The sequence below is a fragment of the Acinetobacter oleivorans DR1 genome (assembly GCF_000196795.1).
Lineage (GTDB): Bacteria > Pseudomonadota > Gammaproteobacteria > Pseudomonadales > Moraxellaceae > Acinetobacter > Acinetobacter oleivorans.
The window spans coordinates 3,061,042-3,079,000 of sequence record NC_014259.1; the positions used below are offsets into that span (position 1 = coordinate 3,061,042).

Annotated in this window: 18 protein-coding genes; 8 read left to right on the forward strand and 10 right to left on the reverse strand. The window is 38.4% G+C overall.

Annotated elements, in window-relative coordinates; all coding sequences use genetic code 11:
• Positions 1-28: 28 nt before the first annotated feature.
• The 4 genes from cysD to lysS all read right to left on the reverse strand — a co-directional run bounded on the left by cysD (position 29) and on the right by lysS (position 4,473).
• A complete protein-coding gene (cysD, locus tag AOLE_RS14320) occupies positions 29-937 on the reverse strand; it encodes a sulfate adenylyltransferase subunit CysD (protein WP_000140408.1) in 909 nt (302 codons plus the stop codon).
• Entirely contained in the window at positions 930-1,061 is a 132-nt protein-coding gene (locus AOLE_RS20025) for a hypothetical protein (protein WP_002117520.1), read from the reverse strand. The genes cysD and AOLE_RS20025 overlap by 8 nt, the downstream gene beginning before the upstream one ends.
• Positions 1,062-1,315: 254 nt before the next feature.
• Positions 1,316-2,758 (reverse strand): capsule assembly Wzi family protein, encoded by a 1,443-nt coding sequence (locus tag AOLE_RS14325; RefSeq protein WP_013198614.1) that lies wholly within the window; start codon positions 2,756-2,758, stop codon positions 1,316-1,318.
• A gap of 185 nt (positions 2,759-2,943) precedes the next feature.
• Positions 2,944-4,473, reverse strand: coding sequence for a lysine--tRNA ligase (gene lysS / locus AOLE_RS14330; protein ID WP_004793971.1), 1,530 nt, complete (start codon positions 4,471-4,473; stop codon positions 2,944-2,946).
• A gap of 258 nt (positions 4,474-4,731) precedes the next feature.
• Between lysS and AOLE_RS14335 the strand changes: the two genes are divergently transcribed.
• Positions 4,732-5,220, forward strand: coding sequence for a YqiA/YcfP family alpha/beta fold hydrolase (locus AOLE_RS14335; protein ID WP_004793973.1), 489 nt, complete (start codon positions 4,732-4,734; stop codon positions 5,218-5,220).
• Positions 5,221-5,272: 52 nt separating this feature from the next.
• Here AOLE_RS14335 and AOLE_RS14340 read toward each other — a convergent pair whose 3' ends face one another.
• Positions 5,273-5,713 (reverse strand): SRPBCC family protein, encoded by a 441-nt coding sequence (locus tag AOLE_RS14340; RefSeq protein ID WP_013198615.1) that lies wholly within the window; start codon positions 5,711-5,713, stop codon positions 5,273-5,275.
• A gap of 435 nt (positions 5,714-6,148) precedes the next feature.
• On the opposite strand from AOLE_RS14340, the gene rubA reads away from it, so the two are divergent.
• The 4 genes from rubA to oxyR all read left to right on the forward strand — a co-directional run bounded on the left by rubA (position 6,149) and on the right by oxyR (position 9,502).
• Positions 6,149-6,313, forward strand: a complete 165-nt coding sequence (rubA, locus tag AOLE_RS14345; protein WP_000760495.1) for a rubredoxin RubA — start codon at positions 6,149-6,151, stop codon at positions 6,311-6,313.
• Positions 6,314-6,407: 94 nt separating this feature from the next.
• Positions 6,408-7,589 (forward strand): rubredoxin reductase RubB, encoded by a 1,182-nt coding sequence (gene rubB, locus AOLE_RS14350; protein ID WP_013198616.1) that lies wholly within the window; start codon positions 6,408-6,410, stop codon positions 7,587-7,589.
• A 53-nt stretch (positions 7,590-7,642) separates the two neighbouring features.
• On the forward strand, positions 7,643-8,587 hold the full coding sequence (estB, locus tag AOLE_RS14355; RefSeq protein ID WP_013198617.1) for an esterase EstB: 945 nt from the start codon (positions 7,643-7,645) through the stop codon (positions 8,585-8,587).
• A gap of 6 nt (positions 8,588-8,593) precedes the next feature.
• On the forward strand, positions 8,594-9,502 hold the full coding sequence (gene oxyR / locus AOLE_RS14360) for a LysR family transcriptional regulator OxyR (protein ID WP_004793979.1): 909 nt from the start codon (positions 8,594-8,596) through the stop codon (positions 9,500-9,502).
• 28 nt (positions 9,503-9,530) lie between these two features.
• On the opposite strand, the gene AOLE_RS14365 is transcribed toward oxyR, so the two are convergent.
• Entirely contained in the window at positions 9,531-10,121 is a 591-nt protein-coding gene (locus tag AOLE_RS14365; protein WP_013198618.1) for an SPOR domain-containing protein, read from the reverse strand.
• Positions 10,122-10,178: 57 nt separating this feature from the next.
• Here AOLE_RS14365 and AOLE_RS20030 point away from each other — a divergent pair, with 57 nt between their 5' ends.
• Positions 10,179-10,307, forward strand: coding sequence for a hypothetical protein (locus tag AOLE_RS20030; RefSeq protein WP_081399186.1), 129 nt, complete (start codon positions 10,179-10,181; stop codon positions 10,305-10,307).
• Between the two features lie 59 nt (positions 10,308-10,366).
• Here AOLE_RS20030 and ppk1 read toward each other — a convergent pair whose 3' ends face one another.
• Together ppk1 and mtgA are read right to left on the reverse strand one after the other, a co-directional pair.
• A complete protein-coding gene (ppk1, locus tag AOLE_RS14370) occupies positions 10,367-12,448 on the reverse strand; it encodes a polyphosphate kinase 1 (protein WP_005303345.1) in 2,082 nt (693 codons plus the stop codon).
• Positions 12,449-12,553: 105 nt separating this feature from the next.
• Positions 12,554-13,231, reverse strand: coding sequence for a monofunctional biosynthetic peptidoglycan transglycosylase (mtgA, locus tag AOLE_RS14375; RefSeq protein WP_004793982.1), 678 nt, complete (start codon positions 13,229-13,231; stop codon positions 12,554-12,556).
• 76 nt (positions 13,232-13,307) lie between these two features.
• Here mtgA and AOLE_RS14380 point away from each other — a divergent pair, with 76 nt between their 5' ends.
• Positions 13,308-14,117, forward strand: coding sequence for a rhomboid family intramembrane serine protease (locus AOLE_RS14380; RefSeq protein WP_013198619.1), 810 nt, complete (start codon positions 13,308-13,310; stop codon positions 14,115-14,117).
• 1 nt (position 14,118) lies between these two features.
• Here AOLE_RS14380 and AOLE_RS14385 read toward each other — a convergent pair whose 3' ends face one another.
• On the reverse strand, positions 14,119-16,578 hold the full coding sequence (locus AOLE_RS14385) for an ABC transporter permease (protein ID WP_013198620.1): 2,460 nt from the start codon (positions 16,576-16,578) through the stop codon (positions 14,119-14,121).
• Positions 16,579-16,581: 3 nt separating this feature from the next.
• On the reverse strand, positions 16,582-17,274 hold the full coding sequence (locus AOLE_RS14390; RefSeq protein WP_005303339.1) for an ABC transporter ATP-binding protein: 693 nt from the start codon (positions 17,272-17,274) through the stop codon (positions 16,582-16,584).
• A gap of 44 nt (positions 17,275-17,318) precedes the next feature.
• Between AOLE_RS14390 and AOLE_RS14395 the strand changes: the two genes are divergently transcribed.
• On the forward strand, positions 17,319-17,942 hold the full coding sequence (locus tag AOLE_RS14395; RefSeq protein ID WP_013198621.1) for an arylesterase: 624 nt from the start codon (positions 17,319-17,321) through the stop codon (positions 17,940-17,942).
• The last annotated feature ends 17 nt before the right edge of the window (positions 17,943-17,959 follow it).

The window sequence follows — 17,959 nt, forward strand, 5'->3', positions numbered from 1 at the left end:
CTCAAACTCCACAAATTTAGAAATTGTCTTAGAAATAGCCTTCTTGCTTTTTCTTTTCCATTGAGCCCGCTTCATCATGGTCAATCATACGACCTTGACGCTCAGAACTCGTGGCTAAAAGCATCTCTTGGATAATTTCAGGTAACGTATCTGCTTCAGACTCAACTGCACCAGTTAATGGATAACAGCCAAGCGTACGGAAACGTACAGACTTCATCTGTGGAACTTCACCTTCTTTTAAACGCATACGTTCATCATCAACCATGATTAATGTACCGCTACGCTCTACTACTGGGCGAACAGCAGAGAAATAAAGAGGAACGATTTGAATATTTTCTAAATAGATATATTGCCAGATATCCAACTCAGTCCAGTTAGATAAAGGGAATACACGAATACTTTCACCTTTGTTCACTTTACCATTGTAAAGATTCCAAAGTTCAGGGCGCTGGTTTTTAGGGTCCCAACGGTGTTTACTATCACGGAATGAATAAACACGTTCTTTCGCGCGTGATTTTTCTTCATCACGACGTGCACCACCAAAAGCAGCATCAAATTGATATTTATCCAAAGCCTGTTTTAAAGCTTGGGTTTTCATAATATCTGTATATTTTGAACTACCATGATCGAATGGATTAATTCCAGCTTCACGACCTTCTTTATTCTGATGAACGATTAAATCAAAGCCATGCGTTTTTGCCATGTTATCGCGAAACGCGATCATGTCTTTAAACTTCCAACCTGTATCTACATGCAATAAAGGAAATGGAAGTTTCGCTGGATAAAATGCTTTTAATGCAAGGTGAAGCATTACCGCAGAGTCTTTACCAATTGAGTAAAGCATGACTGGATTTTCAAATTCAGCAGCAACTTCACGGATAATATGAATGCTTTCAGCTTCAAGTTGCTTGAGATGTGTGAGTCTTGATTCAGTCATGAACACGTCCTTCTCTATCCATTTTGCCCATAAAATCTAGAAGTAGTATTAAACCACCACCTAGAAGACCATGTGGAGGAACGAGTGCCATAACAACTCCAATTTTTCGTGATAGATAATCCAACCACAAGCCTTTATATGGCTTATAGCATTAGTTATGCATTATAGTGATTTAAAACCGATTCCTTTTGCTTGTTTTTTCATATTGATATTCGATTTCATCATATACATGTAATATGCTGATTCACTTGCGTAACTTTGCAATCGTAGCTTGTGTAGCCAACTTAAGCAAATCATGTTCTAGTCTTTATATTTCTCTAAAAACCATAAAAAAAGAGAAGCTTTGATCGCTTCTCTTTTCTAAAACATGATCTATTCTTAGAAACCGAACATTTTACGTTCTAATGGAATTTCAATTCCAATAGATGCACCTGCGTCATTACCTTCTAGATCAGAATCACTTACCCAACCATTAATTTTTAATGGAAGATCAGGTTTGATGTAATGCGTCCAAGTTAAATCAAGGGCTTTGATTTCATCGTCTTTAGGGAATGCTTTATTGATTGCCAAGTTAGATTGATTAACTTTAACCACCATTGCACGACCACTTAAACGGTTCATTACATCAAAGCGGATATCACCACCCACTGAGTACATTTGTCCATCACCACCCATCGCGTGGCCTAATGGGTAACCATGTTGGTAATAGCCATCCTTATAGATATAATGATTATAAGAAATACCTTTCACATCGTTATTTGTACGCGTGTCAGCCCATTCAGCATAGAGCTGATAAGGCATATCATTATAGCTAGAAGAATAATCAACACCTGCTAAATACATTTTTTTAGAAGGAAGTAAGCCAGCTTCATCTTCCCCTACATATTGACCATAAACACCCACAGGTGCGTTTAAAAGAGTTTGCAGATTTAAACGGGCATCAAATCCTGCTATTTGGTTAGATCTATCCTCAGATGCATCATAGACATTATCATTTCCCTTAATGGCATTCCATAAAGAATTCCAACTTTCTGAACGCCCTTCACCACCCCATTGCAAAGTTCGAGAAGCGCCTAGTTCTAAATATGGTAATGGTCTTGCAGTTACACGCAAACCTAATAACTTAGCATCTGGAATTGCTTTATAATCATCTAATTGACCAGCAAAAGCCTGATATTGCCACGGTCCAATCCAAGATAACCATTTACTCTCAAAAGCATTTTGCACTGCACGTTGTGCTGTTACACCATAAACCGGACGGCTAGCATCACCACGAATTAAGCTACCATCATGGCCTGGACCCCACCATGTTGGAATTTGCCCCGCAACTACCCACTGATTCCAAAGTTTACCAGCAACATATGAGCCTTCAACATTCACATCTTGACCATTATCAATTTGTGGGTCTTTTTCTGCATTTACTCGAATTTTTGCATCCCAGTTTTCACCGCCCGCATTAAACTCTAAAGAACCTTGATATTGAGCTTTTTGGTTATCACCGAATGCTTGCGGAATATTTTTGATATCGGTTTCAGCAAAAGCGCCCACTTTAACCGTATCGTTATCTGCTTTTAATGCATTAAGAACTGAATTAATAACTTTTTGTTGAGCTGGATGCGTCACTTGTGCTTGAGAGAGTGCTCTCTGGATTTCATCACCACTTAACGGCCAAGTTGAGGTGCTGATGTTAATAACACCTTGTTGATTCAACCAGTTTAAGTCTGTACGCAAGTCCTCATTATTTAGCACTAAACCTTGTGCAAAAATAGCGGATGAAGCAGTTGCCAATATTGCAATCGAAAGTGTTTTTCTTAGAAACATGCCAGCCAATTCTCAAAGTTATTTATGAGCAACACCTTAAATTTTTTATCACAACTTTGCAATTGTTAAACTGTGCAATTACATTTTTTAACGCTATTTTAAGATTAGTGTAGATAGGTAAGTTTTTGAGATATAAAAGTAATAAAAAAAGGCAGTATAAATACTGCCTTTTTGCCTTTGGAAGATTAACCTTCTTTACGGCGCATATGAGGGAATAAAATTACATCACGAATACTTGGAGCATCGGCAAATAACATAACTAAACGGTCAATACCGATACCTTCACCTGCGGTAGGAGGTAAACCATACTCAAGCGCTTCAACAAATTCTGCATCGTAATGCATTGCTTCATCATCACCAGCGTCTTTTTCAGCAACCTGAGCTTGGAAACGTTCAGCTTGATCAATTGGATCATTTAACTCGCTGAAACCATTTGCCAATTCACGGCCACCAATGAAAAACTCAAAACGATCAGTAATATGTGCATTGTCATCATTACGGCGAGCGAGTGGAGAAGTTTCAGCTGGATATTCAGTAATAAATGTAGGCTGACGAAGCTTGGTTTCAACAGTTTCTTCAAATACGATCGTTTGAAGCTTACCTAAACCAAAACCAGGCTTAACTTGTTCTTTTAATTCTTCACGAATAAATTGAGCAAGGAACTCACGGTCACCAACATTTTCAGGTGTAAATTGTGGGTTATTCTCTAAAATCGCATCAAACATAGAGATTTTCTTGAATGGCCCTTTGAAGCTAAACACTTCACCTTGGTAAGGCACATCAGTTGTACCCAGAATATCCAAAGCCAACTTTTCAAGCATGTTTTCAGTTAATTGCATCAAGTCTTTATAATCAGCATAAGCTTGATAAAATTCAATCATCGTAAATTCAGGGTTGTGACGCGTTGATACCCCTTCATTACGGAAGTTACGGTTAATTTCAAACACACGTTCGAAACCACCAACAACCAAACGTTTTAAATAAAGCTCAGGTGCAATACGTAGGAATAAAGGCATATCCAAAGCATTGTGATGTGTTTCAAACGGACGCGCAGACGCACCACCCGGAATCACATGCATCATTGGCGTTTCAACTTCCATGAAACGTTCATTGTTTAAGAATGCTCGAATACCTGCAACAACTTTGGCACGGATTTCAAAAGTTTTACGTGTTTCTTCATTCACAATTAAGTCAAGGTAACGTTTACGGTACTTAACTTCTGTGTCATTTAAGCCATGGAATTTATCTGGTAACGGACGAAGAGATTTTGTAAGAAGTTCAAAACCTTCAAGATGAACATATAAGTCACCTTTTCCTGAACGTCCGATATAACCTTCAGCAGCAATAATGTCACCAAGGTCTAAACCTTTAATGGTCTCAAGAATATCTTTTGGTAAACCTTTACGGTCAACATATAGCTGAATACGACCTGTCATATCTTGAATAACCATGAAAGAACCACGGTTTAACATGACACGGCCAGCCACTTTTACATAGACATGCTCAGCGCTTTCAATTTGTTCTTTCGACTGATCTTTAAATTGTTCTTGTAGATCAGCTGCGTAGTGTTCACGCTTAAACGTATTCGGCCAAGGACTCTTTCCAGTTTCCTTCGCAACATCTTGGATTTGCTTTAATTTGGCATGACGCTGTGCAATTAAATCGTTTTCGGAAATAGTTGGTTCAGAAGTCGATTGAGCGTTTTGTTGCGTCATCTCTGCCTCGATTAAGTAAAAATTAAGTGCTATATCCTAACAGATTGCGGAAGTTTTTCGAATGATTTCAATCAAACAAAAATGAAAAAAGACAATTTTATAGAACAAAACACTACTTTTTAAAGGCAAAGTGACTTAGACCAATCGCTAAGATCATTTTTTAAAGCATTTAGTAAAATATAAAAAAATCCAAATAACCTCGATATTCAAAAGGCCCGATTTGCCTTTTATTTTATCAATGAGATTGTGTCGTAAATAATGAAAATTCTATTTTTACATGGCTTGGATTCTTCCCGAGAATCGACAAAGTTCCATGCCATTTTACATCCTGAAAAATTTTGTATTGACGTCGATTATCGTAACTTAAGTTATGCATCTGTTGAGTACTTTTACCATCAGGCTATTCAGACGATCAAACCAGATTTATTGGTGGGCCATAGCATTGGAGGCTATTGGGCACTAAAAACTGCTGCTCAACATAAACTAGCAGTGATTGTGGCAAATCCAAGTCTTACCCCTAATTTTCGGGCAGACTACCCTCAGCTTTCTGAAGATGAACTCATGCTCTCTAATCCTAAAATGGCCTATTTAGAATTAGGAGATGAGCAACTTGATATGTATCAGGTTCAAGAAAAACTTGCACCCTACATGAATATTGAAACGTTTGAAGGTGGACATCATCGCTTAGCCTATCCTTCTCGAATTAATGATCTGATTATAAAAATTTATAAAAAATATTTAGCCTAGATTTCTATCATTTGATTATAAGAAACTGGTTTATATGTGATTAAAAAAAGCTTTATTTTGCTTCTGCCATTTTTTTAACCACATCAAAACCTTGAACGAAGCCACTTTTCAACATGCCCATATATTCGGGCAAGGTGGCCAATTCAACCTTTAAAGTGGTTATATTATCTTTTTGGTTTAGAAAATACTTTTCTAGGGAACCACTCCAACCTTTAACTTCTTCACTTTCTAAATCTTCTTTACCCTCCTTAATCATTCCTAAATGTTTAAAAATCAATATTTCTGGTTTTTGCATTTGTTCAATTGTAGAAACCATCCCATTTCCTTCGCCATCAAGAAAATAAGTTTTTCCACCTACTTGCCAGTCAGTACGCATAGAGGAATCTGGTGCAAAGAATTTCGTCCAAGCGTTATATGTCTCACTATTCCAAAGTATGTCCCACACTTTTTCTATAGGAGCATCAATTTCCACTTCATATACTAAATTTTCCATATTTCACTTCCCTGATTTATACCGTCTTAATGACAGCAAATTTTAATTTTCGGTTTTAATAATGACATTCTGTAGCATCGTAGTTTGTTGTTATTTAGCTTTCATATGAGATGAATTTTTTAAATAATTTGGCACTCTTTATTTCATGATATTTTCACAAATAAAATTAACTGTAAGAATGCATTAATTATTATTAGTTTATGGCGAAGTTTTGCCTAAATAACCACTTATTTGTCCTAACCTGCCATTCATCTTTGCTTACGAATGATTAAACTCCGTTATTTACTTTACTTTGAATGTAGAACTGCGTAAAAATTTGATATCCGATCAAAGGCACATTGGTTATTATTGACCGGATCGTAGTTACATTATTAATAGATGGAATAGTTTTACTGAAAGGCAGCTTTGAGCAAACTTATCAGTGCGGAGAGTCTCATGAAAAAATATCAATGTATCGTTTGTGGATGGATTTATGACGAAGCGGAAGGTTGGCCACAAGACGGCATTGCAGCTGGAACAAAATGGGAAGATATTCCAGATGACTGGACTTGCCCTGATTGCGGCGTTTCAAAAGCTGACTTCGAAATGATCGAAATCTAAGAGCGTAAAGTAGAAGGCCATGATAGACATGGTCTTTTTTACGAATATTACCAATCACCGTATTAAATAAATAATTCTAACTCTGGAGAAAAAAATGCATCCTATCGTCATTATCGGATCAGGCATGGCGGGTTATACCTTAGCACGTGAGTTCCGTAAGCTTAGTCCAGAGCAAGAACTTGTGATGATTTGTGCGGATGATGCAGTGAACTATGCAAAGCCAACATTATCAAATGCATTTGCAGGTAAAAAAGCACCAGAACAAATTCCTTTAGGTGATGCTGCTAAAATGGGTACTCAACTCAATATGCGTATTGAGCCTTTTACTTTTGTAAAAGAGATTTTAGCTGAACGCCATGAGCTTGTTTTAGAAAAAGATGGCGTAACGTCGAATCAACCCTATTCAAAACTGATTTTAGCCGTAGGTGCTAACCCAATTCGCCTTGCAATTGCAGGCGATGGTAGCGACGACATTCATGTCGTGAACTCATTGATTGATTACCGCGCTTTCCGTGAAAATCTAGCTCAGCGTAAAGATAAGCGTGTTGTTATTTTGGGTGCTGGTTTAATTGGTTGTGAATTTGCCAACGACTTACTTCATAGTGAATATGACATTACTGTGATTGATTTGGCTCCTCAACCATTAGGCCGTTTACTTCCAGGACATATTGCTTCTGCTTTCCAGCAAAATCTTGAGGAAGCTGGAGTAAAATTTGCACTTGGAACCACGGTTGAAAAAGTAAGTAAAATTAATAATGGCGAAGACTATGCGATAACACTCGCAAACGGACAAACATTGGTTGCGGACCTTGTTCTTTCTGCGATTGGTTTACAGCCAAATATTTCACTTGCTAAAAGTGCAGATATTCAAACGAGCCGTGGAATTATTACCAATGGCTTACTGGAAACAAATCAAGCAGACATCTACGCAATTGGGGATTGCGCAGAGGTAAACGGTACTTTACTTCCATATGTAATGCCGATTATGCAACAGGCTCGTGCTCTCGCTAAAACACTCAGCGGACAACAAACTGCTGTGCACTACCCTGCTATGCCAGTGGCAGTAAAAACACCAGCCGCTCCACTTACAGTTTTGCCAGCTCCGGTTGATGTAGAAGTGAACTGGGAAACAGAAGAGTTCGACGATGGTATGCTTGCCAAAGCAATTGACAATGAAGGAACATTGCGTGGTTTTGTATTGTTAGGTGCAACCGCAGGTAAACAACGCTTAACTTTAACAAAGCTTGTTCCAGATCTTATTCCAGCCCAAGCATAAGGTTTGTATCAGGAATACTCAGTTAGAGAGTATTCCTTTAAGGAATGAATAACATGAATAGCGCCTTACAGTTTAACATTTCACCGTATACATCTTTCATGCAAGAAACCAAAGTCAACTTAGGCAATGGAATTGAATTACATGTAGAAGTCGGTGGAAAGCCAGAGCATCCAACCATTTTGCTGATTATGGGTCTTGGCGCCCAAATGCTTTTTTGGCCAGATTTTTTCTGTAAATCGCTGATTGATCAAGGATTTCGTGTTATTCGTTTTGATAACCGTGATATTGGCCTTTCTTCAAAAGTACGTCATGAAGGTAAACGCTTAAATACTGTCAAATTGATGGGCCGCTTTGCACTTGGACTAGGTAATCAGGGTGCACCTTATACTCTGCATGATATGGCAGATGATGTATCGATGCTGATTGATCGTTTAGGCGTGAACAAAGCGCATGTAATTGGTGCATCAATGGGTGGGATGATTGCTCAAATTCTTGCAGCAAAATATCCAGAAAAGGTTGAGAAGCTGGGGCTTATGTTTACAAGCAATAACCAGCCTTTTCTACCACCTCCTTTTCCGAAACAACTTTTGAGTTTAATTGGTAAACCCGAGACACGTGACGAAGAAGGTATTGTTAATCATAGTTTAAAACTATTTCAATTGATTGGTTCACCTGGTTATTTCAACCAGATTGAAGCAATACAAACAGCGCGTAAGCTTTATCAGCGTAGCTACTATCCTGCTGGTGTACTTCAACAGTTTTTAGCAATATTATGTACAGGCTCTTTACTACAACTCGACCGTGAAATTAAGCAACCCGCTTTAGTCCTACATGGCTCTCGCGATCGCTTACTTCCGCCTAGCCACGGTAAGGCTGTAGCAAAAGCAATTTCCGGTGCTAAGTTTGAATTAATTGATGGAATGGGGCATGATATCCCTGCACATTTTATTCCACAGCTTAGCGGTTTATTTGCGCATCATTTTAAATCATCAGACTAGGACACTATGGCTGCATTACCCTCATTAAGACAGCTATCATATTTAGTTACGTTGTCGGAAACTTTGCATTTTACTGAAGCAGCACGCCGCTCTTTTGTCACTCAATCGACTTTATCAGGCGGCATCATGGAGCTTGAACGGTTATTAGGTGGCGTTTTGGTAGAACGTGATCGCCAGAATGTGCGTTTAACACCTTTAGGCGAACAAGTCGTTGCTCGCGCCCGTGTACTACTAGCAGATGCTCAAGATTTAATGCGTTTGAGCCGTGAAATGAGTGAGCCGTTAACGGGTGATTTGCATTTGGGTGTTATTCCAACAATTGCACCTTTTATCCTGACACGGTTACTTGATGAAGTGCATCAGCAGTTACCTAAAATTCAGCTGCATTTGCATGAAGCACAAAGTGAAAAAATTGTAGAGCGTTTAGAACACGGTAATCTAGACATGATCGTTCTTGCTCTTCCGTTTGACACTAGAGGCCTAAAAGTCGCTGAAATTTCGAAAGAAAACTTGTACCTTGTATGTAGTAAGCAAGATACAAATGCTCTTCAAGCAAACTCTCTAGATGATCTTGATTTATCAAGATTAATTTTGCTTGAAGAAGGCCACTGTTTACGTGACCACGTTTTAAGTGCATGCCCGATCGGTGAGCGTAAAAACGACAACCGTTTAAAAGCAAGTTCTTTACCAACGTTAGTTGAAATGGTTTCTTCTGATTTAGGCTTTACGCTTTTACCAGAAATTGCAATTGAAAATAGTATGATCAAGTTTAATGATCAGATTACTGCAAAACCAATTGAAGATGCTCCGAGCCGTACTTTAGCTTTAGTGACTCGTAAAAGTACACCATTGCAAAGTGAGTTCGATGTATTACTGCAAATTATGCAGAAAATAACCACAAGAATACATGAATAAAAAAGGAGTCTTCGGACTCCTTTTTATTTTATTGCGGTGTTAAGGATGCCCACTTAAACACCCAAGCAGATGGCATATTCAAACTATTATCAGCAATAATTTTTTCTCTAATAATTTGTGCAATGGCATAGTCATTTGCAGGATCTACCATGACCCGTATGCCTTTAGTCGTTGCACTGGTTACAACCTTATACCCTTTTGCTTCTAACTGCGACTGAACCATATTTGCCTTATTTTGATTAGATGCTAGCACAACTTGCACCATCCATTTCTTTTCACCATTTTCCAAGATTTCTTTAGCGACAGCTGCATCAAGTTGCTTTTTACTGTCAAAATTTTTCTTTTCTTCTATTTTCTTGGTGTGAACATCTTCAACTTTCTTTTGGGCTAAAAACTCATCTTGCTTTGGTTTTCTTTTTTGGATGATTATTTTTTTATTTTTCTCTCCACTTTTGTTAGCTTTATCATTAGAAGGATTTACAAAATAAGGATATATCGCTTGATCATCAAATCTTTGAAATACGATGATATCCCCATAACACTTCTGATCTGCGTAAGCGGTCACTGGTATTATCCCCAAAAGTATTTTAATAAGTAAACTTCTAATAAAGCATTGCATCTTATTCATTTACCAAAGTTAAGTATATTTAATGCGGCGTATTAAAGTAGATTTCTCGTGATTTGTATATTTTTAAAATTCAATGTTTTATGTAAAAAATCACATATTTTCAAAACATATTGCAGTGCTTCAAATTATTATCGTTTATCCAGCAACCATTTAGAAAAACTAACTAAATTACTTTGAATTTCAGTCAATTAAAAAAGCCGACAAAAAGTCGGCTTTTATTTAGTCTTAAAAGTTCATTATTTAATGATTTCCAATAATGCTCTTTGAGCATTATGCAATTTTTCACCCTCTGCTGGCTCAGCACGAATCCAAGTACCATCACCTTGTAGCAACCAAGCCTGTTGATTATCTTGTAAGTAATTTACCAAACCTTGTTGATAAATACGTTTTTTCAATGCAGGGTCTTCAACAGGGAAACACGCTTCTACACGATTAAATAAATTACGGTCCATCCAGTCTGCACTTGAACAGTAAATACGTGCATCCCCGTTATTACTGAAGTAATAAACACGAGTATGCTCAAGGAAACGTCCTACAATTGAACGCACTCGAATATTCTCTGACAGGTTCGGCAAACCTGGACGTAAGCAGCAAATCGAACGGATAATCAGGTCAATTTGAACACCCGCCTGAGAAGCTTCATACAATTTATTGATTAACTGGACTTCGGTTAATGCATTTACTTTAACAATGATCTGAGCTTTACGGCCTGCTTTAGCATTAGCAATTTCTTCATCAATAAAGTTAATGAGCTGAGCATGTAAGGTAAACGGTGCATGTAATAGCTTTTTCAATTTCGCCATTTTGCCCATGCCGGTCAACTCTTGGAATATACGGTGTACATCTTCACACAGATCTTTATCTGTGGTCATGAGACCATAATCGGTATAAATTCGGGCATTCATCGCATGGTAGTTACCCGTTCCTAAATGAACATAACGTACCAATTTATTATTTTCACGGCGCACCACCATAATCATTTTGGCGTGAGTTTTATAACCTACAATACCGTAAACAACGACCGCCCCCGCTTCTTGTAAAACGTTTGCTACTTCAATATTTGATTCTTCATCAAAGCGAGCACGTAATTCAATAACGGCAATAACTTCTTTTCCATTACGCGCCGCTTCTGCCAAAATTTGCACAATCTCAGAATCAGCACCACTACGATATAACGTCTGCTTAATTGCTAATACTTGCGGATCGCGAGCAGCTTCGCGAAGTAGCTGAATTACAGGAGCAAAAGATTCGAACGGATGATGCAGTAAAATATCTTGTTTCTGCATTGCCGAGAAAATGCTCTCAGTCTTTTTAAACACTTTAGGCACAACTGGCGTATGCGAGTCATAACGTAAATGAGGACGTTTAAAGTTTGAAACCAGACGAGCTAAATTTACTGGGCCATCAACTTTATATAATTGCTCATCAGTTAAATCGAACTCTTCCAGTAAGTACTCATAAATATGCTGTGGGCAGTTATGGGTTACTTCCAAACGAACTGCACGGCCAAAACGTCGAGAACTTAATTCACCTTTTAATGCTTTAGCTAAGTCTTCAACATCTTCATTCAGGGCCAAGTCTGCATTACGTGTCACACGGAATTGATAACAACCAGTTGCTGTCATTCCTGGGAATAAATCAGACACATGTTCATGGATAATTGCCGATAACATCACATGATGTTCTTTTCCACCTGTTAATTCGTCTGGTAGGCGTACAACGCGAGGTAATGAACGTGGCGCAGGTACGACAGCCAAATCAATTTGACGACCAAAAGCATCTTTACCTTCAAGCGTAATAATGAAGTTCAAGCTTTTATTAACAAGTCGAGGAAACGGATGTGCTGGATCTAAGCTAATTGGTGTTAATACAGGTGCAACTTGTTCCTGAAAATATTTTTTCACCCAAGCAGATTGCGCTGGAGTTAACTCACCACGACGTAGGAAGCAAATATCCTCTTCACGTAACTTAGGTAAGATTTCCTCATTTAAAATTCGATATTGACGCTCAATCGCAGCATGAGCAGTTTCAGAGATTTTTTGTAAAACCTGTCTTGGGGTAAGGCCATCAGGGCTACGACTTTCATTGCCTAGAGAAAATTGTTCCATCACTCCCGCAACACGAATTTCAAAGAACTCATCGAGATTACGCGAAAAAATGAGCAAGAAATTCATTCGCTCAAGTAATGGATGTAAAGGGTCTACCGCTTGCTCCAATACACGCAAATGGAAGTCAAGAATAGACAATTCACGATTTATATAACGGTCATTATAACTGTATTCTATTGGGTTCGTTGTTGCTGTAATCGCTGTATTCATGTCTAACTCTATTCTCTATCCAGCCAAAATCTCTGTAAACCAGTATGCTGCAAAAATATGACAATTTGGTAAAAACTAAAAAATTTACACATCTTTAAAACAGCTTTATTCAGGAATCTGGGTGCTATTCATATAACGTAAAATAACGCGTTTTCTATATTGTAGTTTATGATCGTTACGGTGATCTTGATAATATTTCGGATCAGGCAATAACGCAGCTAAGAAAGCAGCTTGTTCACGCGTTAAGCTTTTAGCACTTTTACCATAATAATGATGAGCGGCTGCTTCAACACCGTACAAATTCTTACCGAATTCAACAGAGTTCATATACACTTCAAGAATTCGGCGTTTTGACCACATCCGCTCCATCATCCAAGTCGCGACCGTTTCTTGGCCTTTACGAATAAATGAACGTTTGTTGTATAAAAACAAGTTCTTTGCAAGCTGTTGAGACACGGTAGAACCACCCGCAACTACTTCACCCTCTTCATTATTTCGCTCGAGGGCAAAACGAATGCCTTGCCAATCAAAGCCATGATGATGGATAAATTTTGCATCTTCGCCTGCTAAAATCGCATGTTTAAAATTATCGCTAATATCATCATAATCCAACCACTGATGGACAATTGGCTCTGATGTATCAGACCAATAATCAATTCGCATGAACATGGTCGTATCCACTTCATGTGTCCGCCACCAAACCAAACTCGAAAAAATCCAAAGTTGAATAAGGAGAATCGCCCCAATAAAAATTAACAACACGCGAACAATAAAAGCTTTCATGTTCGTCCTGATCTCCTGTATTCAACTTTTTTCATGTTAAGCTGTAAAGCATGTTCATATATAACAAAAGCATAGCATGACTCAATATCAGCCTCCGCACATTAATCGTAAACTCAATGTACAAACTTGGTGGCTGACCGCCCTGCTCATCGCAATCAATGTAGGTTTGTTTGTCTGGCAAATTCTATCTGGAGTCGATATTAGTGACCCAGCCATGAAAGATGCTATTCATTGGGGAGCTGATTTTACACCACTTACTTTTTCTGGGCAGCCTGAACGTCTATTTACCAGCATGTTTTTTCATTTTGGTCTAGTCCATCTCATGCTCAACATGTGGGCCTTATATATTTTCGGTAATGTTGCCGAGTCACTATTTGGTCGCTTCTATTTTGTAGGCATGTATTTACTTGCTGGCTTATTTGGTAGCCTTTTAAGTAGTTATATGACCATTCAAAATGGACATGAATTACTGCAACATTTTGACCAGAGCTTACTTCCTCATGTCAGTGCAGGTGCTTCAGGCGCCGTAATGGGATTAGGGGCTGCGTTAACAGTACTTTCCTTATTTCCACCACTTCCACATCAAGCCTACATACTCGATAAAAAAGCATTAATAATGATTATGGCAATCAACCTTATTTTTGGTTTTGTCGCAACTGGTATTAATAATGCCGCACATATTGGCGGCATGGTTATTGGGGCATTTCTTGCACTGATGTGGTACTTAAGCTACGTCAGTAAGTTTAAAAGTGTGCTCAAGATTTTAGGCTTATTAGGCGCAGTAATCATTACGGGTGGTTTTTATATGTACTGTGTACAACTCAACTCACCTTTACTTCCGTTATGGCATGAAATCATCATCCAAAATCCTGGAATTATCCCTTAAGTTACAGCTGATTTAATTCTCTTAAGCTTTGTAAAGGTGGTAAGTTGCAAAGATAACCGAGTCGATAACGACCTATCAACGCACAAATCAGCATCATGCCAAGAGGTAAAATCAGCCATATTTCAAAATGCCACTGTATTGCCATATTCATTTTATAACTGGCAATCGCACTAATCACTTCCGCAAAACAGCAGGCAATTATGCCTGCTAACAGACCAAGAAACCCAATCTCAAAACTAAGCATTTGCTTCATTTTATTTTTAGATAAACCAAATGAGCGTAACAAAGCAACCTCACGGCGTCGCTCATCCATTAATAGGTTTAAACATGCAATCAGTACCAATACGCCTGAAAAACCTACCAACGCTGCCAGTACAGTCACTATTTTGACCAAGACATTCATTAAGCGTTTTACTTCATCCAAGATTCGATCCACATCAATAAATACTGTATTTGAAAATTGCTGAATAATATTGATCATTTTTGGTTGGTCTTGCTTAGGTACATAAAAACTGCCTAAATAACTTCCAGCATTTTCATCTAAAGTTTTAGGAGAAAAAATAAAGAAAAAGTTAGGGCTAAAGCTTTCCCACTCTACACTCCGAAAATTCACAACTTTGGCTTGTAATGTACCTTCGGGCAGGCTAAAGGTCAGCTTGTCTCCAATTTGGATTCCTAAACTTTCGGCAGTTTTACTTTCGACTGAAACTTGTCCCACGCCATTAAACTGAGCTTGTCCTTTTGTAATTGCGTTGTCATTCGGTAATTGATTTGATTGCGTTAAATTCAATTCACGGCGCAAAGAGTTATTTTGTTTAATGGCTTCTTCTGAAAAAGGTACATCATTCTTTGCTACCAGTCGGCCTCGGATATTTGGATATAGCGGCGTGCTTTGCCAACCATGTAGCTTTAATTGCTGCTCAAAAGGTTTTAAATCGAATGGAGGTAAACCATATACAAATTGATTCGGGGTTCCTTCAGGAAGCTGTTGCTGCCAACGCTGTAATAAATCTGTTCTTAATACGCTTAATACAGTAATGAGGCTTAAGCCTAAAGCCAGTGCAGTAATTTGTAAGGCACTTTGTGAGGGTGAACGAATATAAAAAGACAAACGATTTTTCATCTTTTTTAAACTACGAAGCACGAGCCAAACAACGGTATACAACAAAATACAAAGCACGATAATCGCAGCCAAAACCATAATGCTGAGCATCAAGTTTTCACTCAACACCAAACTAAAAACAATCAGGCTGCTAATGCCAGCAAAAAACATAAAGAATAATGATTTTCGAGATTTGACTTCTTCGCGAATCACCCGAATTGGAGGTGTATTTAAAAGCTCCCAAATGCTTGGCAAAATAAAACCGAGCAGCACAATCACACTCGTAAAAATAGCGATTGGTAAAGGACCAAGTAAAAGTGGTATTAGCGAAAAACTTAACTCTAATTGAGGAATCAATTGCAGCATAAGTTGCAGCAGTCCATACCCCATGACTAAACCTAATAGGCTGCCCATCACAATTGAAATCGCACTGACAATACAAAGCAATCCAATATAGGCCCATAAAATTTGGAACTTACTAGCGCCTAAGCATCTAAGAAGTGCAATATGATCTTGGTTTTGCTGAACATATCTTTGACTCGTTAAAGCGATGGCAATTCCACACAACAAAATCGTTAAAATATTGGCTAATTGCAAAAAGGTATCTAGGTTTTCAAGCGGGCGTAATAACCGACTATTTGATTCACTCGCATCACGTAAACGTAGACCCGCCGCTTCATCTGTTTCTTTAGAAGGTTGATGCTGTTGCTTAAATTGCTTACTAAAGCTCTGAATTTGTTCAGGTTGACCAGACATTAACAGTCGATAATCGATTCTACTGCCCGTTTGAATTGCATGCGTTTTAGCAATATCAGCTTGATGAATAATCACAGTAGGTGAAAAGCCTGAAAAACCGAGCTCTTGATTTGAATCACGCACAATCACGCCGCTAAAACGGAAGGTACCGTCAGCAATAGAAACAATATCTCCTCTTTTTACTTTTAATAAGTCCGCAGCTCTTTGACTTAGCCAGACTTCACCAGATTGAATCGCTTGAGTTTTTGGCGCAATTTCAAGCTGTCCTCTGAGTGGAAATGCAGGTTCTATCGCTTTTACATTGACCATAACAAACTGATCTTGTGTATGAGCCATAGAACTAAATAGAGTGACATTGGTTTGCTTTAAACCAAGCTGCTCTGCTCTTTGTTTCCATGGCTGTTCGATAGGCTCGTTATTCGACAGAACTAAATCAGCACCTAACATTTGCGAAGCTTGCAGACTGACTGCATTTTTAACTTGGTCATTACTAAATTTCAGGGCTGTGGTTGCGCTAATCGCAAGCGATAAAGCAATAATGAGTAAATATAATCCACCCGTACGAAAACTTTGTAGCAAAAGTGGTTTTAGAAGATTACGCATAATTTAACCACCCTGTACTGTCTTTAGTCGGCCATCATCTAACTCAACATGGCGCTGACAAAGAGCAGCCAAATTACGATCATGGGTCACTAAAATCAGAGTCGTACCTAACTCTCGGTTTAAATCAAAGAGCAAACTTTCAATTTCTTGTGCTGTCTGACCATCTAAGTTTCCGGTAGGTTCATCCGCAAAAATAATTTGTGGTTCTGCAATAAGAGCTCGTGCAATCGCCACGCGTTGTTGCTCCCCTCCAGATAAGACTTTAGGCGTTTGTTCAACCTGACGACTAAGACCTACTCGATGCAACCAATCTAAAGCTTTTTTCTCGGCGGTTTTATAATCAAAATCTTTACGTAATCGTAAAGGCAACATCACATTTTCAAGCGCACTCAACTGAGGTAAAAGTTGAAAAGACTGAAATACGAAACCAATATGCTGCATTCTGATTTGGGCACGTTGTTCCTCTGTTAATTGATGAACAGCTTGACCACACAGCCAAACTTCACCTTCAGAGGGTTGATCTAAAGTTGCCAAAATTCCCAATAATGTTGATTTACCTGAACCAGAACGCCCAGTAATTGCCACCTGTTCCCCTTCAAAAATCTCTAAATCGATATCTTTTAAAATCGTAAACTGATTTTGGTTAATCTGAATAGTTTGTGTAACTTGATGGGCAGCAATGATGGGTTGTGGCATGATGTAAAAAGTCCTATGTATTCAGAATCAGGGTCGAAGTACAAATGTATAAATCTTTTTTGATTGGTTCTAAAAGCATCATGCTCATCTCATTAAGTATGCTGCCTATGCTTGTATCGGCGAAAACTATTTTAATTTTAGGAGATAGTATTAGTGCCGGTTACGGAATTGATCCCAAACAAGGTTGGGTACAATTACTGCAAAAACGCTTAGACCAACAGTATCCCAAACAACACAAAGTGGTCAATGCAAGTGTTAGTGGAGAAACAACCAGCGGCGCTTTAGCCCGATTACCTAAGCTATTACAGACTTATAAGCCCAATGTGGTCGTGATTGAATTAGGCGGAAATGATGGCTTACGTGGTCAACCACCTCAAATGATTCAAAAAAATCTTGATCAGCTCATTCAGTTAAGTCAGAAACAAAAAGCCCAAGTTATTCTTTTTGGCATGAAAATTCCGCCAAATTATGGGGCTGCGTATAGCAAAGCTTTTGAAAATAACTATAAAGTTGTCAGCCAAAAATATCAGGTGAAATTACTACCATTTTTTCTTGATGGAGTCGCAGGTCAAAAACAGCTTATGCAAAATGACTTGATTCATCCAAATGCTCAAGCACAATCAAAATTACTTAATTTAGCTTATCCATATATAAAAGGTGCCCTGTAGGCACCTTTTAGTTTTAA